The 23,531-nt window shown below is 71.3% G+C and carries 21 protein-coding genes and 2 tRNA genes; 15 read left to right on the top strand and 8 right to left on the bottom strand.

All coding sequences use genetic code 11. From position 1 onward, the window contains the following. The first annotated feature begins 109 nt into the window (after positions 1 to 109). From ABGB10_RS24320 to nudC, 3 genes are read left to right on the top strand one after another with little or no spacing between them, the layout of a single operon-like run. Positions 110 to 1,417, top strand: a complete 1,308-nt coding sequence (locus ABGB10_RS24320) for a pitrilysin family protein (protein ID WP_347663259.1) — start codon at positions 110 to 112, stop codon at positions 1,415 to 1,417. Beyond that, complete coding sequence (locus ABGB10_RS24315; protein WP_347663257.1) at positions 1,414 to 2,757, top strand: pitrilysin family protein; 1,344 nt, start codon at positions 1,414 to 1,416, stop codon at positions 2,755 to 2,757. The genes ABGB10_RS24320 and ABGB10_RS24315 overlap by 4 nt, the downstream gene beginning before the upstream one ends. After that, the gene (gene nudC, locus ABGB10_RS24310) at positions 2,754 to 3,713 is read left to right on the top strand and encodes an NAD(+) diphosphatase (RefSeq protein ID WP_347663256.1); all 960 of its coding nucleotides are present in this window, start codon (positions 2,754 to 2,756) and stop codon (positions 3,711 to 3,713) included. Before ABGB10_RS24315 ends, nudC begins: the two co-directional genes overlap by 4 nt. Positions 3,714 to 3,840: 127 nt before the next feature. On the opposite strand, the gene ABGB10_RS24305 is transcribed toward nudC, so the two are convergent. From ABGB10_RS24305 to ABGB10_RS24295, 3 genes are all read right to left on the bottom strand, one after another. Next, positions 3,841 to 4,116, bottom strand: coding sequence for a hypothetical protein (locus ABGB10_RS24305; RefSeq protein WP_347663255.1), 276 nt, complete (start codon positions 4,114 to 4,116; stop codon positions 3,841 to 3,843). A 213-nt stretch (positions 4,117 to 4,329) separates the two neighbouring features. Then, on the bottom strand, positions 4,330 to 4,569 hold the full coding sequence (locus ABGB10_RS24300; RefSeq protein ID WP_088987752.1) for a DUF397 domain-containing protein: 240 nt from the start codon (positions 4,567 to 4,569) through the stop codon (positions 4,330 to 4,332). Positions 4,570 to 4,643: 74 nt separating this feature from the next. Next, the gene (locus ABGB10_RS24295) at positions 4,644 to 5,624 is read right to left on the bottom strand and encodes a helix-turn-helix transcriptional regulator (RefSeq protein ID WP_347663254.1); all 981 of its coding nucleotides are present in this window, start codon (positions 5,622 to 5,624) and stop codon (positions 4,644 to 4,646) included. 216 nt (positions 5,625 to 5,840) lie between these two features. On the opposite strand from ABGB10_RS24295, the gene ABGB10_RS24290 reads away from it, so the two are divergent. Further along, entirely contained in the window at positions 5,841 to 7,136 is a 1,296-nt protein-coding gene (locus ABGB10_RS24290; RefSeq protein WP_347663253.1) for an MFS transporter, read from the top strand. Positions 7,137 to 7,204: 68 nt separating this feature from the next. Here ABGB10_RS24290 and ABGB10_RS24285 read toward each other — a convergent pair whose 3' ends face one another. Continuing rightward, positions 7,205 to 7,447 carry a mycoredoxin gene (locus tag ABGB10_RS24285; RefSeq protein ID WP_278141536.1) on the bottom strand — a complete coding sequence of 81 codons (243 nt, stop codon included), beginning with the start codon at positions 7,445 to 7,447 and terminating at the stop codon, positions 7,205 to 7,207. A 92-nt stretch (positions 7,448 to 7,539) separates the two neighbouring features. On the opposite strand from ABGB10_RS24285, the gene ABGB10_RS24280 reads away from it, so the two are divergent. The 3 genes from ABGB10_RS24280 to ABGB10_RS24270 all read left to right on the top strand — a co-directional run bounded on the left by ABGB10_RS24280 (position 7,540) and on the right by ABGB10_RS24270 (position 10,573). Next, entirely contained in the window at positions 7,540 to 9,705 is a 2,166-nt protein-coding gene (locus ABGB10_RS24280) for an ATP-dependent DNA helicase UvrD2 (protein WP_347663252.1), read from the top strand. A gap of 121 nt (positions 9,706 to 9,826) precedes the next feature. Beyond that, positions 9,827 to 10,078, top strand: coding sequence for a hypothetical protein (locus ABGB10_RS24275; RefSeq protein WP_347663251.1), 252 nt, complete (start codon positions 9,827 to 9,829; stop codon positions 10,076 to 10,078). Between the two features lie 129 nt (positions 10,079 to 10,207). Continuing rightward, positions 10,208 to 10,573, top strand: coding sequence for a WhiB family transcriptional regulator (locus ABGB10_RS24270; RefSeq protein ID WP_030490434.1), 366 nt, complete (start codon positions 10,208 to 10,210; stop codon positions 10,571 to 10,573). 293 nt (positions 10,574 to 10,866) lie between these two features. On the opposite strand, the gene ABGB10_RS24265 is transcribed toward ABGB10_RS24270, so the two are convergent. From ABGB10_RS24265 to ABGB10_RS24255, 3 genes are all read right to left on the bottom strand, one after another. Next, positions 10,867 to 12,213, bottom strand: a complete 1,347-nt coding sequence (locus tag ABGB10_RS24265; RefSeq protein ID WP_347663250.1) for an AarF/ABC1/UbiB kinase family protein — start codon at positions 12,211 to 12,213, stop codon at positions 10,867 to 10,869. Further along, positions 12,210 to 13,322 (bottom strand): TOMM precursor leader peptide-binding protein, encoded by a 1,113-nt coding sequence (locus ABGB10_RS24260; RefSeq protein WP_347663249.1) that lies wholly within the window; start codon positions 13,320 to 13,322, stop codon positions 12,210 to 12,212. The genes ABGB10_RS24265 and ABGB10_RS24260 overlap by 4 nt, the downstream gene beginning before the upstream one ends. Positions 13,323 to 13,528: 206 nt before the next feature. Beyond that, positions 13,529 to 13,699, bottom strand: a complete 171-nt coding sequence (locus ABGB10_RS24255; RefSeq protein WP_167457767.1) for a DUF5679 domain-containing protein — start codon at positions 13,697 to 13,699, stop codon at positions 13,529 to 13,531. Positions 13,700 to 14,213: 514 nt separating this feature from the next. Here ABGB10_RS24255 and ABGB10_RS24250 point away from each other — a divergent pair. Next, the gene (locus tag ABGB10_RS24250; RefSeq protein ID WP_347663248.1) at positions 14,214 to 14,744 is read left to right on the top strand and encodes a M48 family metallopeptidase; all 531 of its coding nucleotides are present in this window, start codon (positions 14,214 to 14,216) and stop codon (positions 14,742 to 14,744) included. A 215-nt stretch (positions 14,745 to 14,959) separates the two neighbouring features. Further along, a complete protein-coding gene (locus tag ABGB10_RS24245) occupies positions 14,960 to 15,568 on the top strand; it encodes a hypothetical protein (RefSeq protein ID WP_347663247.1) in 609 nt (202 codons plus the stop codon). Between the two features lie 380 nt (positions 15,569 to 15,948). Here ABGB10_RS24245 and ABGB10_RS24240 read toward each other — a convergent pair whose 3' ends face one another. Next, positions 15,949 to 17,238 (bottom strand): zinc-dependent metalloprotease, encoded by a 1,290-nt coding sequence (locus ABGB10_RS24240; protein WP_347663246.1) that lies wholly within the window; start codon positions 17,236 to 17,238, stop codon positions 15,949 to 15,951. 115 nt (positions 17,239 to 17,353) lie between these two features. Between ABGB10_RS24240 and ABGB10_RS24235 the strand changes: the two genes are divergently transcribed. From ABGB10_RS24235 to ABGB10_RS24210, 6 genes are all read left to right on the top strand, one after another. Next, positions 17,354 to 18,367: a PDZ domain-containing protein gene (locus ABGB10_RS24235; protein ID WP_347663245.1), complete on the top strand. Its 1,014-nt coding sequence runs from the start codon at positions 17,354 to 17,356 to the stop codon at positions 18,365 to 18,367. A gap of 96 nt (positions 18,368 to 18,463) precedes the next feature. Continuing rightward, positions 18,464 to 21,454, top strand: a complete 2,991-nt coding sequence (locus ABGB10_RS24230) for a UPF0182 family protein (protein ID WP_347663244.1) — start codon at positions 18,464 to 18,466, stop codon at positions 21,452 to 21,454. 186 nt (positions 21,455 to 21,640) lie between these two features. Then, positions 21,641 to 22,153, top strand: a complete 513-nt coding sequence (locus ABGB10_RS24225) for a SigE family RNA polymerase sigma factor (protein ID WP_347663243.1) — start codon at positions 21,641 to 21,643, stop codon at positions 22,151 to 22,153. Positions 22,154 to 22,163: 10 nt separating this feature from the next. Continuing rightward, entirely contained in the window at positions 22,164 to 23,090 is a 927-nt protein-coding gene (locus ABGB10_RS24220) for a hypothetical protein (RefSeq protein WP_347663242.1), read from the top strand. Positions 23,091 to 23,174: 84 nt separating this feature from the next. Beyond that, a tRNA-Met gene (locus tag ABGB10_RS24215) sits at positions 23,175 to 23,248 on the top strand. Positions 23,249 to 23,372: 124 nt separating this feature from the next. Next, positions 23,373 to 23,446: transfer RNA gene (locus tag ABGB10_RS24210), tRNA-Met, on the top strand. Positions 23,447 to 23,531 lie beyond the last annotated feature (85 nt).

The raw sequence follows: 23,531 nt of genomic DNA, 5'->3' as shown, positions 1-23,531 counted from the left end.
GAGGCCGTGCGGGTCGGTGCCGAGGTCCTGCCTCTGGTCACCGCCCCGGTCGCGGCGGCTCCGGGAAGGTCGCAGGTGGTGGGGGTGTCGACGCGCTAGGGTCGATCCCGTGGCGCGGAGATCAAGAATTCCAGCGACGAAGTATCCGGTCGAGCGGTTCACCCTCGACAACGGCCTGCGGGTGGTGCTCACCCCCGATCGCAGTGCCCCGGTGATCGGGGTGGCGGTGGTCTACGACGTCGGCATCCGCTCCGAGCCGGAGGGGCGCACCGGCTTCGCCCACCTCTTCGAGCACCTGATGTTCCAGGGCTCGGAGAACCTGGAGAAGCTGGCCCACTTCCGGCACGTGCAGGGAGCGGGCGGCACCTTCAACGGCTCCACCCATCTGGACTACACCGACTACTTCGAGACGCTGCCGAGCAACGCGCTGGAACGCGCGCTGTTCCTGGAGGCGGACCGGATGCGTGGCCCCCGGCTGACCGAGGAGAACCTGCGCAACCAGGTCGACGTGGTCAAGGAGGAGATCCGGGTCAACGTCCTCAACCGGCCGTACGGCGGCTTCCCCTGGCTGACCCTGCCGCCGGTCATGTTCGACACGTTCCCGAACGCGCACGACGGCTACGGCTCCTTCGACGACCTGGAGTCGGCGACCGTCGCCGACGCCGCGGACTTCTTCCGCCGCTACTACGCCAGCGGCAACGCGGTCCTGGCCGTCAGCGGTGACATCGACGTGGCCGAGGCGACCGAGCTGGTCACCCGGCACTTCGGGGACGTGCCGGCCCGGCTGGCGCCGCAACGGCCCGACTTCACCGAGCCCGACCTGACCGCCGAGCGGCGCACCTCGTACACCGATGCCCTGGCCCCGCTGCCGGCGGTGGCCGGCGCCTGGCGCGTGCCCGACCCGATCACCGACTTCGCCGGCTACCTGCCGTACGTGGTGCTCGCCGAGGTGCTCACCGACGGCGACGCCTCGCGGCTTGTCGAACGGCTGGTGCAGCGCGACCGCATGGTGACCAGCCTCGGCGGATACCTCGGTTTCATGGGTGACCCGTTCGACGTCCGTGACCCCACCGCGCTGCTGTTGCAGGCGCACCTACCGCCCGGGGGCGACGTGGACAAGGTGCTGCGCACCATCGACGAGGAGCTGGACCGGCTGGCCACCGACGGGCTGACCGACGGTGAGCTGGACCGCACCCAGGCCCGCATGGCGACCCACCTGTTACGCGACACCGACGCGGTGCTCGGCCGCGCGCTGCGGATGGCCGTGCTGGAGCAGCAGCGCGGCGAACCGGGCCTGCTCAACGAGTTGCCCCGACTCGTCGGCGAGGTCACCGAGGAGCAGGTCCGGGCCGCAGCGGCCACCCTGCGGCCGGAGCGCCGGGCCGCCATCGAGGTCATCGCCGGAGGTGCCCGATGAGCGTCACCACTGCTCCCGCTGGACCGCGTACGCTGCCGCCGCTGGGGCCGACCCGCAAGCTCAAGGTGCCCAAGCAGGCCGAGCGCACGCTGCGCAACGGCCTCACCGTGATCGCCGTACGCCGGCCCGCCGTGCCCCTGGTCGAGCTGCGGCTCTGGGTGCCGTTCGGCCGGGTCCACCTGGCCCGGGGCGCGATGCTCTCGCAGACGATGCTCTCCGGCACCGAGTCGATGACCAGTGTGCAGCTCGCCGCCGAGTTGCAGAAGGTGGGCGGCGGGCTGTCCGCGGGCGTCGACCCGGACCGGCTGATGCTCTCCGGCGCCGGGCTGGTCACCGGTCTGGACCGGATGCTGGAGTTGCTGGCCGAGGTGCTGACCAGCGCCAACTACCCGAGCGACGAGGTCGCCACCGAACGGGACCGACTGGTCGACCGGATCCAGGTGGCGCAGAGCCAGCCGGCGCACCTGGCCCGGGAGGCGCTGCTGAAGCGGATCTACGGCCGTCACCCGTACGCGACGCAGACCCCGGAGCCGGGCCAGATCAGAGCCGTCCGACCGGCGGCGCTGCGTACCCTGCACGCGGAGCGGGTCCACCCGGCCGGCGCGCAGTTGGTGCTGGTCGGCGACGTGCAGCCGGAAAAGGCGCTGGACGCGGCCGAGCGGGCGCTCGGCGGCTGGGCCGGCGCTGGGAAAATCGCCGAACTGCCGGTCACCCCGCCGTTGGAGCCGGGGCCGCTGCTGCTGGTCGACCGGCCCGGCTCGGTGCAGTCCTCGCTGCGGATCGCGCTCCCGGCGGTGTCCCGCACCGACCCCGACCACGCCCCGCTGCAACTGGCCAACCTGATCTTCGGTGGCTACTTCTCCTCCCGGTGGGTGGAGAACATCCGCGAGGACAAGGGATACACGTACGGCCCGCACTCGGGGATCGAGCACTCCGTCGCCGGGTCGGTGCTGGTCGCCTCCGCCGAGGTGGCCACCGAGGTCACCGGTCCGGCCCTGCTGGAGACGACGTACGAGTTGGGTCGGCTGGCGTCGCTGCCACCGAAGCCCGAGGAGTTGGAGCAGGCCCGTCAGTACGCCCTGGGCACCCTCCAGCTCGGCATGTCCACCCAGGCCGGGTTGGCGGCGTTGACCAGCGCGTACGCGGGCAACGGGCTGCGCCTGGACTTCCTCGCCGAGTACGCGGCGAGGTTGGCGAAGGCGAGCATCGACGACGTCGCGCGGGCCGGTGCCCGGTATCTGGCGCCGGCTCGGGCGGCGGTCGTGGTGCTCGGTGACGCGGAGCGGGTGACCCCGGCTCTGGCCGCGCTGACCACGGTCCACACCGAGCCACCAGCGTGAGTGGGGAGGCGGCGCCGCCGTTGGCGCGGTCGACGTTGGATCGGGCGGCACACCGGCGGGGTGACTCGGCGTGGCTGACCGAGGCGTGGCTGCGTGGCCGGGTGTTGCTGCTCGACTCGACCGACGACGGTCGGACGTTGGCCCGTACCGACACCTCGCCTCCGGCGCTGGTGTTGTTCGGTGCGGCCGACGTACCGGCCGGGTCCGAGTCGGTGGCGATGTTCCTCGGTGTCGAGCCGGACGGGGTGGCGGTCTTCGCGGTCGACGCGCCGCTGCCGGCGATACCGGGGACCCGGGCGGTCAACCTGCGCGAGGTGGGTCACCTGCTGGCCGACCGCGAGGCGGGCATCTTCACCACCGCGTTGGCGCTGCTCAACTGGCACACCCGGCACGGCTACTCGACGAGCACCGGGGCACCGACCGCGATGGACGAGGCCGGTTGGTCCCGGGTGGACCGTAACGGTGGGCGGATCTGGCCGCGTACCGACCCGGCGATGATCGTCCTGGTGCACGACGGCGTGGACGGCCCGGACGGGCGTTGTCTGCTCGGCAACAACGCCAGTTGGCCGGGCACCCCCGGCGGCCGGCGCTACTCCTGCCTGGCCGGTTATGTCGAGCCGGGCGAGTCGGCGGAGGCCGCCGTGCTGCGCGAGGTCCGCGAGGAGGTCGGCGTCGAGGTCGAGCGCATCGGGTACGTGGGCAGCCAGGCGTGGCCGTTTCCCGGTTCGCTGATGCTGGGTTTCCTGGCCACCGCCGACCCGGCTGATCCGCTGCAGGTCGACCCGTCCGAGATCGCGTACGCCAGGTGGTTCTCGCGCCGGGAGATCGGCGCTGCGCTGGCCGGGCAGACGGTGGACGTGGGTGACGGCGCGCGGTTGGTCCTGCCCCCACCGTCGTCGATCGCGCTGTTCCTCATCCACCGGTGGCTGGACGGTTGGGTGGACGCCGACCGTTGAGGCACGGTCCCGACCCGTGGCCGCCGTTGCCGCGGCGGTCACGGGCCGGGAACACGGGCCGTCGTGGTCGGGGGTGCGATGAACGCGGCGGGGGAGCCGGTCCGACCACGACGGACGTCTTGTCGAATCAGGTGCCGGTGGGCCCTGGTCTGTGTCGGAAGACGGATCGGGGTTCGGCCAGCGGCAGAACCTTGACCCGTTGCCTGCCGGCGCGGACCGCGCCGACCGTGGCGAGGGCGCGGGCCAGCAGGAGCGCGGCGTCCCGGTCCTCGGCGTGCACGATCTGCCGTCGCGGCTCGGGCGTGGTCGTCTCGTCGCGAAGTCGGTGGCCGTCTGCCCAGGCAGCGGCGATGTCCCCGTCGGCGACGGCGCGGATGTCGGTGCGAACGATCAGGAACCGCATGAGGGTCTCCGGATGAACCGCGACGAATGAGCTTGTGTGGAAGTTCCACGTACCCGAGGGCCATGTTACGCCCCGTGTTCGTCCCAGCAACTGAAACGCGCCTATCGGTTCCGAGCGTCGTCCGATCAGCGGATGCTGCTCAACGGGGTCGGTGGGCCCGTACGACGACGGGGCCGCCGGCAACGCGCCGACGGCCCCGTACCAGTCACCGGATCAGTTCAAGTCGAACTGTCCCTTCTTCGCGCCGCTGATGAAACCGAGCCATCCCGCGCGGTTGAACAGCAGCACCGGACCGCCTCGGTCCTTGCTGTCCCGCAGGGCGACGGCCGACGGGCCGGTGCCGAGCGGGGCGACCTCCACGCAGTTGGAGGTCTGGCTGCGTGTGCTGGTACGCCACGGGGCATCCGCCAACGAGTGGGCGGAGACGGACGGCGTGTTGTGGATGTCGTTCATGGTTCTGCTCCTGATGTGAAGCGATCCGATGGGACGAGTGGTGCCGCACGCCCCGACGGAGGGTCCCCCGTGGATCACCGATCCGTCAGCCGCCCCGAGTCCCGGCGGCGTTGGGTCGGCGCCGTTGCCGGCCCGAACGCCACTGTGGATGGGGGCACCGCCTCGGTCAGCCGTCCCGTCGCCTCGATCAGCCAGGAGAGGGTGTCCGAGGCGTTTAGTGCCGCCGTGCATAGCCACTCGAACACCACTTTATAGCGATTTAGCGCGATTGCCTCGGTCGACATGACATCGGTGAAGCCACCTTCGATCGCGAGCGTCTCCGGATCGAGGGGATCGGCGAACCGGTAGACGGAGAACGCCGTCGGCGGGAGGTACCAGTTGCCGATCTGGGTGTCCCGCAGCAGCACGTGCAGCGTGACGTTGGGCAGCAGGGCCAGCTCGCAGAGCTGGAGCAACTGCTCGTGCAGCACCTCGGGTGGCCCGGCGCGGCGGCCGAGAGCGGCCTCCTCCAGCACTGCGGTGTAACGGGGCGCGTACGGCTCACGGGTCAGCAGCGACTGACGGGCCAGCCGCGCCTGCACCTCGGTCTCCGGCTCGTCGTCGGGCTCCGGTTCGCCCGCGCCCTCGCCCACCTGCCGGGCCGAGACGATCCGGACCTGGGCATAGCCCGGGGTCTGCAACAGGCCGGGCACCAGCGTCGGGTTGTACTCGGAGATCTCCGCGCAGCCCGCCTCCAACTCGGCCCAGCTGCGCTGCTGCTGGGTCATCACCGGGAAGTTCTTCAACCAGCCGCGCATGTCGCCGGCCTCGCTGGTGATGCCGAGCAACTCGTCGTGCACCGCCTGGTCGGCGCCGTAGAGATTCAGCAGGTCGCCGACGTCCTGCGGGTCCGGTCGGCTGCGGCCATTCTCCAGTCGCGACAGTTTGGACGCGGAGGCCCAACCGATACGCTCGATTACCTGGTCACCGGTGAGACCCGCGGCCTCCCGCAGGCGGCGCAACTCGACGCCCAACCGGCGACGACGCAGGATCGGGCTGGGTGCGGCAGGAGGCACAGTGTCCTCTTTCCCGTCGACCGCCGCGGACGCGACGGTAACTGTATGAAATTCGCCCCCCACGGTCAGTATGGACGGCGCGGCCGACGTCGGAGGTTCCCGGCGGGGGCGTGTCTTACGAAAATCGGACCACGGGGATGCCAGACGACGACGGACCCGCGGTCGCGACCCGTCGACCTCGCCCACCTGGGCACGCCATCCCGCCGGAGGGACCCCATGCGCACCGTCCTGCGCCGACCCGACTTCCGCCTGCTCTTCGGCGGCCTGCTGGCCAGCATGACCGCCGAGTCGATCCTGCTGCTCGCGCTCGCCATCTGGGTCAAGGATCTGACTGGTTCGGACGGGCTGGCCGGCGCGACCATCTTCGCCGTCATCGCGCCGATGATGCTGGCACCGCTTGTCGGCTGGTTCGTCGACAGATATCCGCGCCGTCCGTTCTTCGTGGCCGCGAACGTGGTCACCGCCGCCGTGCTCATCCCGCTTTTCACCGTCCGGGACGCGGGCGACGTCTGGGTCGTCTACCTGGTGGCCGCCCTGTACGGACTGTCGTCCATCACGCTCGGCGCGGCGCTCAGCGGGCTCATCCGGGAGTTGGTGCCGGTCGAGCTGCTGGCCGAGGCGAACGGCCTGCTGCAGACCGTACGCCAGGGGATGCGGTTGATCGGCCCGCTGGCCGGCGCGGCGCTCTACGCGGCGCTCGGCGGATGGTCGTTGGCCGGAATCGGGATCGTCGGATTTCTGACCGCCGCGGCGGTGGTCACCGCCCTGCCCGCCCCACAGCAGGTGCCATCGACCGTGCGGCTGCGCTGGCCGGCCGAGCTGGGTGCCGGTCTGCGGCACCTGGCCGGCGAGCCGGCCCTGCGTCGGGCCCTGCTCGGCTACGGGCTGGGATCACTGGTGATGGGTTTCAGCGAGTCGCTCATCTTCGCCTACGTCGACCAGGGGCTGAACCGGGATGCCGCGTTCGTGGGCGTGCTGGTCACCGTGCAGGGCGTCGGCGGGCTGCTCGGCGGGCTCTGCTCACCGGCGCTGATCCGCCGGCTCGGGGAGGTCGGCACCCTGGCCGCCGGGGTCGCCTTCTTCTCCCCGGCCGCGCTGGCGCTCGCGTACCCCGATATCCGGCTCGGGTTCGCGGCCGTGCTGCTGGCCGGCGTCTCGATCCCGCTGACGATGGTCGGGCTGCACACGCTGATCCAGCGTCGGACCCCGCCCACGCTGGTCGGCCGGGTCGCCGCGGCCACCCAGGCGGTGGTCAGCGGGCCGCAGGCGTTCTCCATCGGGGCGGGCGCCCTGCTGGTCGGGTTCCTGGACTACCGGGTGCTGTTCGCGCTGGTGGGGCTGGCCACCCTGGTCGCCGGCAGCTATCTCTGGCGGGGTCGGCACCTGAGCGCCCCGACCGGCACCCGCTCACCGACGCCGACCCGCCCGGTGCTCCCGGCGCCCCGGCGACCGGCCGAGGACGCCGCCGGCCGACCCGTGGCGACCGGCACCCACCGGCCGCCACCACGCTGACCGGTCCCGAGACACGACGAGCGGCCGCCCCGAGTGGGGCGGCCGCTCGTCGACGGTCAGCTGGCCGGTCAGGCGGTGAGGGTCTCCAGGTGCTGCTTGACCTGGTTGATCGAGGGATTCGTCAGGGCGCTGCCGTCGTCGAAGCGCAGGGTCGGCACCGTCTGGTTGCCACCGTTCACGCTCATCACGAACTCCGCGGCCTTCGGGTCCTGCTCGATGTCGACCACCTCGTAACCGATGCCCTCCCGGTCGAGCTGCGACTTCAGCCGGTGGCAGTAGCCGCACCAGGGGGTGGAATACATCGTCAACACGGTCGGATCCTCCAACTCCTCCGGCCGCGGCTTGCCGATCAAGCCGAGGCTGTTCGCTGCAACGCTGCGGGTAGCTGAGATGATTCCTGGTTGTGGTGGTTCACTCAGCGTCGGAACAGGTGCTCGCCGGGCTGGACCCGGAGCAGCGCTCCGCCGTGACCGCCCCCGCCGGCCCGGTCTGCATCCTGGCCGGCGCGGGCACCGGCAAGACCCGGGCGATCACCTCCCGGATCGCCCACCGGGCACTCTCCGGTGAGATATCACCCCGGCACGTCCTCGCGGTCACCTTCACCGCCCGCGCCGCCGCCGAGATGCGGAGCCGGCTCACCGTCCTCGGGGTGGGCGGCGTGCAGGCGCGTACGTTCCACGCCGCCGCGTTGCGGCAGGTGCGGTACTTCGCGCCCCGGCTACTGGCCGGCCGCGCCATGCCCGAGTTGCTGGACAGCAAGGTGCGACTCGTCACCCTCGCCGCGGCCCGGGTCGGCCTGCGCGCCGACCGCGCCGCCGCCCGCGACCTGGCCGGCGAGATCGAGTGGGCGAAGTCGTCGCTGGTCGAGCCGACGGACTACGTGGTGTCCGCTGCCCGGGCGTTGCGCGACACCCCGCACGAGCCGGCGAAGGTGGCCGACGTGTTCACCGCGTACGAACAGCTCAAACGATCGAACGGCGTGATCGACTTCGAGGACATGCTGCGTGCCGCGGTATGGGGCATCGAGGAGCACCCGGACGTCGGCGAGCAGGTCCGCGGCCAGTACCGGCATTTCGTGGTCGACGAGTACCAGGACGTCAACCCTCTCCAGCAGCGGTTGCTCGACGCCTGGCTGGGCGGCCGCAACGACCTGACCGTGGTCGGCGACGCCAGCCAGACGATCTACTCGTTCACCGGGGCGACGTCGGCGTACCTGGTCGACTTCCCCCGCCGGCACCGCAACGCCACAGTGGTCCGGCTGGTCCGCGACTACCGCTCCACCCCGCAGGTGGTCGGGCTGGCCAACGCGGTGATCTCCCAGGCCCGGGGCACCGAGGCGCGCCTGCGCCTGGAGCTGAGCGGCCAGCGCCCACCCGGCCCCGAGCCGGACCTGCGGATCTTCACCGACGAGCCGGCCGAGGCGAACGCGGTGGCTGCCCGCTGCCGGGCGCTGATCGACGCGGGCACACCGGCGAAGGAGATCGCCGTGCTGTTCCGGGTCAACGCGCAGTCCGAGGCGTACGAGAAGGCGCTCACCGAGGCCTCGGTGCCGTACGTCGTGCAGGGCGCGGAGCGGTTCTTCGAGCGGGCCGAGGTGCGCCAGGCGATGGTCGCGTTGCGTGCCGCCACCCGGTCCATCCCGGGGGAGACGCCGCTGCCGACCGCCGTCGTCGAGGCGCTCACCGCGGTCGGCTGGGCCCCGGACGCGCCCCCGGCCGGCGGTGCCGCCCGGGAACGCTGGGAGGCGCTGTCCGCGCTGGTCCAGCTCTCCGAGGAGTACGCGGCCAGCCCCGAGGTGGTGCCGATCGGCGAGGCCGCCTCGGTGGAACGCCCCGTCACCCTCTCCGACTTCACCGAGGAACTGGCCCGCCGCGCCGCCCAGCAGCACGTACCGACGGTGGACGGGGTGACCCTCGCCTCGCTGCACTCGGCCAAGGGGCTGGAGTGGGACGCCGTCTTCCTGGTCGGCCTCGCCGAGGGCACCATGCCCACCACGTACGCGAAGACCGTGGAACAGGTCGAGGAGGAGCGTCGGCTGCTCTACGTCGGGATCACCCGGGCGCGGGAGTGGCTCTGGCTGTCGTACGCCGCCGCACGCTCGCCGGGCGGGCGGGCCCGGCGGCCGTCGCGTTTCCTGCCCCAGCTGGACGGCTCCGGCGGCACCGAGCGGGCGGCCGGCGGCACCGGTCCGGCCCGCCGCGCCGAGCGGCGTCGGACCCAGATCGTCTCCTGCCGGATCTGTGGCGCCACCCTGCTCGCCGGCCCGGACCGCAAGCTCGGGCGCTGCCCCACCTGCCCGTCGGACATCGACGAGGAGCTGCACGAACGGCTGCGCGAGTGGCGGCAGCGGGTGGCCGCGGCGCAGAAGGTCCCCGCCTACGTGGTCTTCACCGACGCGACGCTGATCGCGCTGGCGGAGCGGCGGCCCGGACGGTCCGAGGAGCTGATCGCCATCGCCGGTATCGGCCCCCGCAAGCTGGGCCTTTACGGGGAGTCGGTGCTGGCGCTGGTGGGCGGCGCGGGGGTGGACGACGTCTGCCCGGAGAAAACTTTCGAAATCTCGTCGTAAATTCGTTTGCCCTCGCCCCGGCGCGAGGAATAGCCTCAGGACACACCACGCGAGCGGCGCCATTCCGGCTGCTCACCGGGGTTGGTCCAGTCGAGTCGAGGAACGTGAGGGAGGTGGCACCGTGAAGATCTTCACCTATGAGCGTCTGGCGGCGATGCCGTCTGTCCACGCTCCGCTGTCGGCTGTCCGGGTGGCCCTCACGGCCACCGCACGACCGTCGGTTCCGCAGGTGCACCAGGTTCAGGCCGAGCTGACCCTGACCGTCGCGCCCGTCGGAGTCGAGGGGACCAGTGGCTTCACGGGCAATGGCATCCAGGTCGCCAAGAAGCGCATGGATGTCCGCGGCGTTCCACCTCGAGGTAAACCGGTCTGACCATCAGACACCGGCTCACCTCGAGGCCGCGGAACCCGTAACCGGGATCCGCGGCCTCAATTTTTTGCCCGCCGTAAGTACGTCGGAATGCGATCCACGAGATCGAAGTGAGAGAGAGGTGACCGGGAGATGAGTCTGGCGTTGGCCCCCCTCGACATGAGCGTCGAGATGGAGGCGAACCTGCCCTGCCGGAAGTTCGACCCCGACCTGTGGTTCTCCGACTCGCCCACCGAGCTCGAGCTGGCCAAGTCGCTCTGCGGGGACTGCCCGCTTCGCGTCGAGTGCCTGGCTGGAGCCGTTGAGCGAGCGGAGCCGTGGGGCGTCTGGGGCGGCGAGATCTTCGAGCGTGGCGCGGTCGTCCCGCGCAAGCGGCCCCGTGGCCGTCCGCGTAAGGAGGACGTCGCCCGTGACGCCGAGCTTCGGGTCGAGGCCGAGGCGCGCCTGGCGGCCAGTGGGCTGTCCGAGGTGCGTGGCGCGGTCCGGCTGGCAGCCTGACATGTTCCCGATTCGTACCAACTACGCCGGTGTCACGCCGGCAGTGAGCGAGAAGACGATGTTCAACGTCCCGAGTGGAGCCTTCGAGATGCAACTACTCCACGAAGCGTTGTCCCGGGCTCGAATGCGCCGGCCTCAGGCCGGTCGTACCACCACGAGCACTGAGGCAACCCGATCCGCCCGTACCGTCGCCATGAACAGCCGCCACCAGACGGCGCGCGACCTGGGCGCTCTCTAGTACCACCCCACGCAGAAGGGCGGGTGCCGGCCGGCACCCGCCCTTCGTCACATCCTCAGGCGACCGGGGCGAAGCCGGGCAGCCAGCGCTCCAGGATGCTGCGGTACGGAGCCTTCGCCTCCAACTGGCACAGCACCCCGATCGACCCGAGCGTCACCCGGTGGATGAGCAGGTACGACGGTGGCAGGTTGAGTTGCCTGCTCAGCTGGTACGTGGGGGAGCGAGGGCTGGCCAGTCGGCCCGCCTCAGCCCGCAGCCAGGCCCGGGTGAACCGGAACCCGTCCGCCGCGATGGGCTCCAGCATCGGGCGGATGAAGTCGAGCACGCCCTCGGCGTCGATCTCCTCGGCGGAGCCGATGAAGCCCTCCGAGCGCAGCCCTGCCACCACCTCGTCGGCATCGCCGCGCAGGGCCGTCGCGGCGATGCGACCGATCGGCTCCGGCGTGCCCTCCGGCATCCGGGCCACCGCGCCGAAGTCGATCACCCCGAGTCGGCCGTCGGGCAGCAGTCGGAAGTTGCCCGGGTGCGGGTCGGCGTGCAGCAGCCCGGCCCGCTGCGGCGCGGAGAGGTGAAGGGTGGCCATCAACCGCCCCGCCTCGTCCCGCTCCTGCTCGGTGCCCTCACGGATGATGTCGGCCAGCGGGGTGCCCGTCACCCACTCGGTGACCAGCACCCGGGGTGCGGCGTTGACCACCTTCGGGATGTAGATCTCCGGGTCGTCGGCGTACGCGGCCGCGAAGGCGCGCTGCGACTCGGCCTCCAGCTCGTAGTCCAGCTCCTCGGTGATCCGCTCGCGCAGCTCGACCAGGAGCGGCTTGACGTCCAGACCGGGCTGGATGGCCCGGAACATCCCGCCCAGGCGGGAGAGCTGCTTGAGGTCGCTGAGCAGTGCCTCGCCGGCACCCGGATATTGGATCTTGACCGCGACGTCGCGGCTGTTCGGCGCACCCGACTCGTCGAACCCCGGCTCCCGCCACCGTGCCCGGTGCACCTGGCCGATGCTGGCGGCGGCGGCCGGGGTGTCGTTGAACTCCACGAACAGGTCCCGCCAGTCGGGGCCGAGCTGCTCGGCCAGCACCTTGTGCACGCTGGCCGCCGGCAGCGGTGGTGCCGCCTCCTGGAGTTTCGTGAGCGCCTGACGGTAGGGCGCGGCGATCTCCTCCGGCAGCGCCGCCTCGAAGACCGACAGCGCCTGACCGAACTTCATCGCCCCGCCCTTGAGCTGGCCCAACACGCTGAACAGCTGCTCGGCGGTGCGCTGCTGGATCTCCGCGGAGATCACGTCGGAGGCGAGCCCGGTAACGCGCTTTCCCATGCCGAGGACCGTCCGGCCGGCGAAGCCGAGTGGTAGGGCGGCGAGCTTGGCGGTGCGGGACACGGCGCGGCGCGGGATGTCGGTCACCCGGTCATTGTTACCGACCGGAGGGCTCCGCTGCTGGTCTGCGGCCGGGCTGGTGCGGACACTCGGCCCCGGGAACATCCACAGGCCGGGTGTGGCGGCCATCCCCGACGACGGAAACGACCGGCGCCGGTGATCTCCATGGCGCCGCCCAGCGTCTCGGGCTGACCTCCGTCGAGCTGGGTCAGCGCCTCGGCCAGCGCGTACCCGATGGCGGCGAGCAGCGTGCTGGTCGCCCCGGTGGCGACCGGATCGGTGGCCGCGAGCTGAGCGGCGAGCCGGGGCCAGTCCGGGTCGCGGTCGGCCCGGTGCAGCTCGACGCAGTGCAGGCAGGGTCCGGCGGGTGGGCGGACCATCGGCCCGATGACCGGTACGCCCTCGCGGAGGGTGACCAGCAGGTGTGGCTGCCGCCGCTGGGCGAGGCCTGCGGCGAGCAGAGCGGGTGGCCGGTCCGTGCCGAGTTGGATCACCAGGTCCGCCCGGCCACCCCTGGCCGCCCTGGTGCCGGTGCCCGGGGCGACGCGGTTGACCGCAGCGCGCACCGCCGGTGCCAACGGCTGGCCCAGCTCGGTGGCGGGGATGCCGGTGCCGACCAGGTCGACGGGGCGTACCGGGCCGGTGAGCTGGGGGACCACCTGCCCGACGCCGGACTGGGCCAACGCCACCGTCAACGATCCACCGAGCGCCCCGGTGCCGGTGAGCGCCACCCGGGCGGTCCGCCGCCGGCGTAGGACCTGTGCGGGGGTGCCGGGCAGTCGGGCAGCGGTCAGGGCCAGAGCGCCGGCCTCCGCCGCCAGTCGGGCACGGACCGGGCCGGCGAGGTCACGCGGGAGCAGGCTGTGCGCGGGCACCAGCAGACCGGCCGTACGCAGGGCGTCGAGCAGTGTGCGCGCCTCGTCGGCGGTGACCCGGACGGTGGCCGCCTGCGCCAGCACGGCGCGCTCGCTGCGCGTGCCGTCGATCAGGTCGAGCAGGTAGGCGGCCCGAGGGTTGGCCAGTTCCAGCAGCACGGCGGGGCCCGGCCCGACGCCGAGCTGGAGGGTGTGCCGGTCCCGCCAGAGCCGGTTGAGGCCGGGCAGCAGTGTGGGGCGGGGCAGTGGGATGCGGCTCATGGTCGCTGATCGTGACCGCATCTTCGCGTTCGGTCGATCGTTGTCCACAGGCGCTCAGGCCTCTGTCCAGCGTTGTCCACAGGGTTGGCCGGGTTTTCCACAGCCCGCCGGGGCAGCTGTCGGTCACCTGACACATCTGTGGACGACCCTGGACGGCAACGGGGCGGGGTGGCCATCGGCCGCCCCGCCCCCGTCAGCCGTACGGGTCAGACCTTGGCCTTGCCCAGGATGCGGTTCACTGTTGTTCCGCATACCGGACACTTGCCCTTGGCCATGTTCATTCCGGTCTTCGAGACCTCGACGTGTCCCTCGAAGTCCCGCTTCTCCTTGCACTTCACGCAGTAACCGTTGTAGGTCGTCTGGGCCTGGTCGGCCACGGTGCCCTCCTCGTCTCGTCCGCCGGTCGATGCCGTCCCGGCGGGGGTGCCCGGCGGCGGGCCACACGGGGCGCCGGCGCTGGGTCTCACTCCGCGGCCACCTTCGTGACCGCTGGTCCGCGGACCCTACCCAGGTCTGGGCAGTTCCATGTCAGCTGTGCATCGACACTGTGAGCAAGTCGACGTCGAGAGTGTGCACGGCGAAATAGGTCGGATAAGTCAGTTTGGCGGGGACACGCCGACCAAACCCTCACAGCCACCCGTGCGGGTGCCCCTGCGGCCGCATTCGGGACTGTGATCACCTACGGTGAGAGGGCGTCGCGTAACACCGCCATCGGCATGCACCAAGGGTGACGAGATGGCCTGGCGCCGTCGCTGTCAAGAAATTTTCCGGACGCCTGGCGACCAATCACCACTTTCTGGGCGCGTGTCGCGCGGTTGACTCTTGCGGACCCCTGGTCAGTACGCATTAGCTTTCCTTCGTGACACGTAGCCGAGGCTGCGCGGGCCAGTGATGGCGGGGACGCGCAAGCCGGTCGTCGAAGTGCGGCGCAGCCAGCGCCGACGACGCACGGTGTCTGCGTACCGTGACGGTGAGCGGGTCGTCGTCCTCATCCCGGACCAGTTCTCCCGCGCCGAGGAGAGCGAGTGGGTCGACCGGATGCTCGCCCGGCTCGCCGCCCGGGAGGGGCGCCTGGCCCGCTCCGACGCCGAGCTGCTGGCCCGGGCCACGCGGCTCATCGACCTCCACCTCGCCGAGTACGCCTCGAAGGCGGTGCCGGCCAGCGTCCGCTGGGTCACCAACCAGAACGGCCGGTGGGGCTCCTGCACACCCGCCGACCGCAGCATCCGGATCTCGCACCGTGTCCAGGAGATGCCCGACTGGGTGATCGACTACGTGCTGCTGCACGAGTTGGCGCACCTCATCGTGCCCAGTCACAACGCCCGGTTCTGGGCGCTGGTCGGCCGCTACCCCAGGGCGGAGCGCGCTCGGGGCTACCTCGAAGGCGTGGCCGCCGCCTCCTGCGCACCACTCCCCACCTGATCCACAAACCCCTCGTCCCGGGGCTGCCGTGCGCCGTGGGCCGTGGGCCGTGGGCTGGGGCGCGACCGGCCTAGATCCACTCGCCTTCCTGAAAACCGCGCTATCGATGCCCTCCGGACACCGCGATTTCAATGAATCCGAGTCGATCATGCCGGCGCGTGCCGTGTGCGCGAGCGGGTGGTCGAGGCGGCCGGGGTGGGCGCTAGGGTCGGGGGGTGGCACGACGGGTGGTAGTGGCGTTGCTCGGGCCGGTTTCCTGGTCGCCGCCGGGTGTCGACCGGGGCGAATGGCGAGCGGCTCTCGCGGAAGACGTCATCGACCTGCTCGCCACGCTCAACGAGGTGGAGATCGCCGTCGCGGTCACCCCCGCCGACCGGGCCCTCGCCGACGCGCTGGTCTGGCCCGGCACGGCGGTGTACGAGGTGGCCGAGCCGACGCCGAACGCCGTGTTCGCCGCGCTGGAGGGCTACGACCAGGCGGCGGTGCTGGTCGGGGACGTGCCTGACCTGCCCGCACTGACTGTCGGCAAGCTGCTGCGACCGCTCACCACCCGAACCGTCGCGGTGGCTCCGGTCGACGGCGGCGGTCCGGGCCTGCTCGGGGTGGCTGTGCGGCTGCCCGTGCCGGGTTGGCTACCCCCGCTGAACCTCGACACGGCAACGCCGACGGACGTGCGTTCCGGTGCCCCTCGACCGGGGGACGTGGCGGTCACCGCCGGCTGGCGACGGCTGCGCGGCCCGGCCGACCTGGCCACGCTGGACCCGGCCTTCGAGGGTTGGGAGGCGACCCGCGCCCTGCTCTCCGGCTCGGGCCGACCCGCCTGACCAACACGCCGCCCGACCCCGAGGGCCCGTCACCTGCTTCCCAGCCAACGCCACCTGCCCGCCGGGGTGCCTGCCGTGCGAGCAATGCGGGCACCCGGTCTCAAGCGTCACGGCCGTCCAGGCGTCGCGGGCCCAGGCGTCACGGCCCCAGGCGTCGCGGGCCCGGGCGTCGCGGGCCCAGGCGTCACGGCCCCAGGCGTCGCGGGCCCGGGCGTCACGGCCCCAGGCGTCACGGCCCCAGGGGTCACGGCCCCCAGGCGTCGCGGCCCCAGGGCCGACGGCCCCCAGGCCTCATGGCCCCAGGGCCTACGGCCCCAGGGCCACGGTCCGAGGCATCGCGGCCCCGGGGCATCACAGGCTCAGGCGTCACGACCCAGGTTTCAGGACTTGCTGTCGTCCTCGCCGTCGGCTTCGTCGGGCTTGCCGGGGGCCTTCTCCTCGGCCCCACCGGGTGCGGTGAAGTCGAAGCTGTCCAGCTCGCTCAGGTCCATGTCGTTCATGGCGAAGGCGACCGGGTCGGCGAAGTCGTCGTCCGAGGGGAGCAGGTCCGGGTGGCCCCAGACGGCGTCGCGGCCTTCGATGCCGCGGTGCTGGGTGAGCGCGGCCCAGAGTGCCGCGGCCTCGCGGAGTCGGCGCGGGCGTAGTTCCAGGCCGACGAGCGCCGCGAAGGTCTGCTCGGCGGGGCCGCCGGCAGCCCGACGACGGCGGAAGGCCTCGCCCAGCCGGACGACATTGGGCAGCCGGTCGCTGGCGGCGCTGTCCACGACGTGGCACACCCAGCCCTCGACCAGGGCGAGCGCGGTCTCCAGCCGGGCCAGCGAGGCCTTCTGCGCCGGGGTGTCCTCCGGGGTGAAGATCCCTTCCAGGGCGATCGCCTGCATCGACTCCGGGTCGGTCGGGTCGACCCGACCCATCGCCTCCTCGATCGCCTCCCGGTTGACCCGGATGCCCGAGGCGTACATCTCGACTGCGCTGAGCACGTGCCCGCGCAGCCACGGGACGTGCTGGAAGAGCCGCTGGTGGGCGGCCTCACGCAACGCCACGTAGAGGCGGACCTCGTCCTCGGGAAGCTCCAGGCCCTCGCCGTACGCCCGGATGTTGGCCGGGATCAGCGCGGCCGTGCCGGCCGGGCCGAGCGGCAGCCCGATGTCGCCGGCGGAGAGCACCTCCGCGGCGAGCGAACCGAGGGCCTGGCCCAGCTGGCCGCCGAAGAGCGCGCCACCGAGGGTGGCGACCATCGACTGCATCGGACCGAGCTGGGCGCGGGCCTCCGGCGGCACCAGGTCGCCCATCGCGCCGACCATGCGGCTGGCGACCGGGTCGCAGAGCTTGCGCCACACGTCCAGCGTCTTGAAGATCCACTCATTGCGGTTCCAGGCGACCGGTGACTGGATGCCCGACGGCCACGCCGAGGCCGGCTCCAACCACAGGTCGGCCAGGCGCAGCGCCTCCTCGACCGCGTTGCGCTCGTAGGGTGACACCGCCGGGTCGCCGGCGGCCGCGAGCTGGCTGGCTGCTACCTGCCGGGCCAGGTCCCAGTTGACCGGCCCGCTGCCCGGCGCGGAGAGCAGGTGCTGCAACTGCGACATGAACTGCTGCATCTGCGCGGGATCGTTGGGGTCTGGTGGTTGCCCACCCGGGAGCGCGAAACCGAACGGAATATCAGGCACGACGTCTACGGTACGCGGGCCGCGCCCCAGGTCGCCGCCGCTGGCGTTGCGCTGAGGGCGAAGTCGTGTGGCGCATCCGGCGGGCGGCACCCGGCCGGTCGGTACGCTCTGCGGCATGAGACGTCGTGGCCTGACGGTCCTGCTCGGTGCCCTGTTCACCGCCCTGCTGAGCATCGGGGTGCTCCGGGTTCCGATCCCGTACGTGGTGCTCGGACCCGGCCCGACGGTCAACACCCTCGGTACGGCCGACGGCAAGGAGGTCATCCAGATCTCCGGGCGGGAGACCTCGACCTCCGCCGGCCAGCTGCGGCTGACCACGGTGGGTGTGCAGCCCACGGTTCGGCTGCGGGGAGCGATCGCGGGTTGGTTCTCCGACGACGAGGCGGTGGTGCCACGGGAGCTGGTCTACCCACCGGGGGAGTCGACGGAGCAGGTCGAGCAGCGCAACGCCGAGGACTTCAAGGCGTCGCAGACCAGCGCGGAGACCGCCGCGCTGCGGGAGTTGGGCTTCCCGGTGCAGGTGGTCGTCAAGACGGTGTCCGGGGACGGTCCGGCAGCCGGGGCGCTCAAGGCCGGCGACGTGATCACCTCTGTCGACGGTCAGCCGGTGCCGGTGGCTTCGAAGGTCACCGAGCTGGTCCGGGCCAAGCCCGTCGGCACGGCGTTGACCATCGGTTACACCAGGGACGGCGTGCCGGCCACCGTCGCGGTGACGAGTCGGGAGCAGGACGGCCGACCGCGGATCGGTGTCGAGATCGACCAGCAGCAGCCGCACCCGTTCACGCTCGGCATCGACCTGGGGGACATCGGCGGGCCGAGCGCCGGTCTGATGTTCGCCCTGGGGATCGTGGACAAGCTGACCCCGGCGGATCTCACCGGCGGTCAGGTCATCGCCGGCACCGGCACCATCGACGACGAGGGCGCGGTCGGCCCGATCGGCGGGATCGCGCAGAAGTTGGTCGGCGCGAAGCGTGCCGGGGCGAAGGTGTTCCTGGTGCCGGCGGACAACTGCGCCGAAGCGGTCCGCAATCCACAGCCGGATCTGCCGCTGTTGCGGGTGGGTTCGTTGGACGAGGCACTGACCGCTCTGGAGACGTTGCGCGGGGGCGGCCAGCCGACCCGTTGCTGACCGATGTGACCGTGCCCCGACACGTTCAGGATCACCCCGTACTCTGGGTGCCTGGTCGGAGCCGATCACATCGAGCGTGCGGAGCCAACAGTGGTCATGCGTAGCAGCAGCCCCCTTCCGAGGATGAGCCGGCGCGGGCGCGTCACCATCGCTGTCCTGGTCGGGGTGTTCGTGCTCTTCACCCTGCTCGGGTGGGGTGTCCAGGCCTGGACCGACTGGCTCTGGTTCGACGAGGTCCGCTACACCGAGGTGTTCACCGGAGTCCTGCTCACCCGGCTGGCGCTGTTCCTCGCCGTCGGGCTCGGCATGGCGGTGTTCGTCGGTGGCAACCTGTGGCTGGCACACCGGTTGCGTCCGCGGCTGCGTCCGCACTCGGTGGAGCAGGCGACCCTGGAGCGCTACCGGATGGTGCTCAGCCCGCGACTCGGCACCTGGATCGCGCTGACCGCCGCGGTGGTCGGGCTCTTCGCCGGCCTCTCCGCGCAGAACCGGTGGAACCAGTGGATGCTCTTCCGCAACGGCGGTGACTTCGGGATCAAGGACCCGGAGTTCGGGGTGGACATCGGCTTCTACGTCTTCCAGTTGCCGTTCTGGCGCTACCTGCTCGGGGTCGCCTTCACCGCGGTGGTGCTGGCGGTGATCGGCGCGCTGGCCGTGCACTACCTGTTCGGCGGGGTTCGCCTGCAGGGCGTCGGGGACCGGATGAGCAACGCGGCCCGCGCGCACCTGAGCAGCCTGGTCGCCGTCTTCGTGTTGTTGAAGGCCATCGCGTACGTGCTGGACCGGCGGGCGATGCTGCTGGAGTACAACGAGGGCGTCAAGCTGTACGGCGCCGGCTACGCGGACGTCAACGCGCTGCTGCCGGCGAAGGAGATCCTGGCCTACATCTCGATCGTGGTGGCGATCGCGATCATCGTCTTCTCCAACGCCTGGATGCGGAACCTGGTCTGGCCGGGCATCTCGCTGGCGCTGCTCGGCGTCTCCGCGGTGGCCATCGGTGGCATCTACCCCTGGGCGGTGCAGACCTTCGAGGTGAAGCCGAGCGCGAAGGACAAGGAAGCGCCGTACATCCAGCGCAGCATCGACGCGACGCGGGCGGCGTTCGGGCTGGGGGTCACCGAGACGACCCCGTACGCGGCGAACAACCTCACCCCGCCGGCGAGCCTGGCCACCGACACGTCGGTGGTGCCGAACGTGCGCCTGCTCGACCCGCAGTTGGTCAGCGAGACGTACACCCAGCTCCAGCAGGTGCGTGGCTTCTACGACTTCGGCCCCAAGCTGGACATCGACCGGTACGGGGTGAACGGCAAGGTCTCCGACTACGTGGTCGGCGTCCGGGAGATCAACTACGGCGAGCTGACCGATCAGCAGAACACCTGGATCAACCGGCACACCGTCTACACCCACGGGTACGGGCTGGTGGCCGCCCCGGCGAACCAGGTGGTCTGCGGCGGGCAGCCGTTCTTCGTCTCCGGCTTCCTCGGCGAGAAGACCCAGGAGGCGTGCTCCTCGCAGACCGAGCAGATCACGGCCAAGCAGCCGCGGATCTACTACGGCGAGCGGATGGCGGCGGACGACTACGCGATCGTCGGGCAGTCCGACCCGAACAAGAAGGCCGAGTTCGACCGGCCGGTCGGTGAGGGTGGCGGCGAGTCCTACACCTACACCGGCGAGGGCGGCGTCGAGATCGGCTCCTTCGCCCGGCGCCTGCTGTACGCCATCAAGGAGCAGGAGTCGAACTTCCTGCTCGCCGAGGCGATCAACAAGGACTCCAAGCTGCTCTACGTGCGCAACCCCCGGGACCGGGTGGAGAAGGTCGCGCCGTTCCTCACCCTGGACGGTGACCCGTACCCGGCGGTGGTGGACGGTCGGGTGCAGTGGATCGTCGACGGTTACACCACGGCGGCCAGCTACCCGTACGCCGAGCGGGTCAACCTGCAGACCGAGACGACCGACGAGCTGACCAACCGGGGCACGTTCCAGCTGGCCCGGGAGAACGTGAACTACATGCGTAACTCGGTGAAGGCGACCGTCGACGCGTACGACGGCACCGTCAAGCTCTACGAGTACGACGACACCGACCCGGTGCTCAAGGCATGGAACAAGGCGTTCGGCGGTGACCTGATCCAGCCGAAGGCTGACATCCCGGTGGAGCTGAACGAGCATTTCCGCTACCCGGCGGACATGTTCAAGGTGCAGCGCAACCTGCTCACCAAGTTCCACGTGACCAACCCGGGCGACTTCTACTCGGCACAGGACTTCTGGCAGGTGCCGAACGTGCCGGACGCTCCGGACAGCGGCCAGAAGCAGCCGCCCTACTACCTGTTCACCCAGTTCCCGGGGCAGGAGAGCCCCCGGTTCCAGCTCACCTCCGCGGTCACCCCGAACGGCCGGCAGAACCTCGCCGCGCTGATCTCCGGGTCGTACGTCGACGGGAAGCCGCGGCTGGAGGTGCTGGAGTTGCCGGACCAGACCCGGGTCTCCGGCCCGGTGCAGGTGCACCAGCAGATGACCAACAACGCCAACATCCGTCAGCAGCTCAACCTGCTGTCCAGCAACCAGGCGCAGGTGCAGTACGGCAACCTGCTCTCGCTGCCCTTCGCCGACGGCATGCTCTACGTCGAGCCGGTCTACGTGAAGAGCAACCAGCAGGACGCGTACCCGCTGTTGCAGAAGGTGCTGCTCTCCTACGGTGACGGTGGCTCCTTCGTGGCGCTCGCCGACAACATCAACGACGGCATCAAGCAGTTGGTCGAGCAGGGTAAGAAGGCCGGGCAGGGCACGTCGCCGCCCCCGAACACCGGGGGCAACCCCACGACGCCGACACCGACGCCCACGCCCACCGGGACCGGCTCGCCGACGCCGACGCCGAGCGCCAGCACCCCGCCTCCGGCCGGTGACCTGGCTGCCGCTGCGGACCGGGTGCAGACCGCGATCACCGAGGTCCGGGCCGCGCAGACGTCCGGCGACTTCGAGCGGTACGGGCGTGCGCTGAAGGCCCTGGACGAGGCGCTCACCGCGTTCCAGCAGGCGCAGCAGGCCGCCGGCACTGCCAGTGGTGGCGCGTCGCCGAGCCCCGGCGGCTGATCCACCACCGCGGGGAGCACGTCTCGGAGCCCTCGTCGTCGGACCGCACCGGTCCGGACGGCGGGGGCTCCGCCGCGTCCGGTGGTGTGCCCGTCTGTCACCTCACCGACAGGTTCGGTCGGACCGCAACCTGCGGCACCGGTCCGCCGTCCTCATTGCAACGGGGTGGGATGAAGGGGAGCAGTCGTGAGGGACGCGCAGAGCTTTGATGACTTCTACCGCAGCACAGCGCGGCGAATGGTGCGGTACGGCTATGCGGTCACCAGCGACCACAACGAGGCGCAGGACCTGGTGCAGGAGGCGTACGCCCGGGCCTGGCGGCAGTGGGGGAGCCTGTCGGCGCATCCGGCGCCGGAGGCGTGGCTGCGGCTGGTGGTGTCCCGCCTGGCGACCGACCGCTGGCGGCGGCTGGGCGGCCTGCGTGGCGCGCTGCGGCTTGCCGGGCCTCCACCGCCGGTCCCGCCGCCCAACGAGGACAGCGTGCTGCTGGTCCAGGCACTGCGTCAGGTGCCAGCAACCCACCGGCGGGTGTTGGCGCTGCACTACCTCTTCGACATGCCAGTCGAGGAGATCGCCCGAGAGGTCGACGTGCCGGTTGGCACGGTGAAGTCGTGGCTTTCCCGCGGCCGGGCCCGACTCGCCGCGTTGCTGCCCGATCTGGCCGTCGTGGAACTGGAGGCCACCGATGTCCCCGCGTGAACTGTCTGAGATGTACCGGTCCCTCGCCGCCGACGCCGACGCTCGCGATCTGGGCGTCCCCGACGTGCTGCGACACCAGGCGGACCGGCGGGCCCGGCTGCGTGCCGCCGGGAGCACCCTTGCCGTGGCCCTGGTGGTGGTGGGCGTGGCTGTCGGGACCCAGGTGGTCGCTCCGCAGTCGGCGCCCGTACCCTCGCCGGCCGGCACGCTCACGCCGACGGCGTCGCCATCCGTGTCGCCGTCGCCGAGCGTGACCGGCGGTTCGCCATCACCGCCCGCCTCGCCGACAACGCCCGGACGCTCCTCCGGCACGACGGCGACGCCTCCCGGCGTCACCGGTACGCCGCCGCCCAGGACGCCGACCAGCATCCCGGATCGGGCGTTCTTCAAGCTCGCGGCGGCCAACCAGATCGGCATCGCGCCGGAATTCCGGGACCTGGACGTCCTGCCCGGACTGTGTGGGGCCGACTACCCGAGTGAGGCGGCGATCGTGCAGGGTCGGACCAGAAAGGTTGTCTACAAGCTGCCGCAGAACCCGGGCGAGGGGTACGTCCCGGACGGCACCTACACGCACTCCATCACCATCTACCGGGCCGGGCGCGCCGACGACCTGCTGGACGAGCTTCGGCGGGCGGTGCGCGACTGCCCGCAGCAGGAACGGTCGGGCGGCAACGCACAGGTGTTGAGCAGGCAGCGGCTGTTTGCCGACAGCGGGTACGGCGACGAGTCGGTGCTGTTCGAGATGCGTAGCCCGGGTCAGGACATCAACGGCGACCCGACCGGTGTGGAGGACGTGCGGCTGGTCCGGGCGATCCGGGTCGGCGACGTGGTGACCATTCTCTGGGAGCAGGGCTGGGAGAACACCTCCAGCCAGCGGGCGCAGGTCGACGGGGACAGCCGGCGCGCGGTCGCCGCCATCCGGGCCTGGCTTGGTTGACCACGGTGTGCCGGACCGCGATCCGGCGGATTCGGATGTCGTTTTGCGGGGCCCGGGGGTGGTGCGCTACGGTTAGCGAGCCGACGCGGGGTGGAGCAGCTCGGTAGCTCGCTGGGCTCATAACCCAGAGGTCGCAGGTTCAAATCCTGTCCCCGCTACGAACGAAAGCCCGTCTCCGGTTTGCCGGAGGCGGGCTTTCAACGTTCCGGGCATCGCCCCGGCAGCGGTCGGTGACCCCGCTGATCATCGCCGGGACGGCATGGGTTAGTCTTAACCAGTCGACGCGGGGTGGAGCAGCTCGGTAGCTCGCTGGGCTCATAACCCAGAGGTCGCAGGTTCAAATCCTGTCCCCGCTACAAATGGAAATGATATGAGCCCGGCCCCCACAGCGTGGGGGCCGGGCTTGTTTGGTGCCTCTGCCAGAAGCGAGATCCCGACAGG

This window comes from Micromonospora sp. B9E7 (assembly GCF_039871815.1).
In the GTDB taxonomy this organism is placed as follows: Bacteria; Actinomycetota; Actinomycetes; order Mycobacteriales; family Micromonosporaceae; genus Micromonospora.
This window is presented reverse-complemented; position numbering and strand designations above follow the sequence as displayed.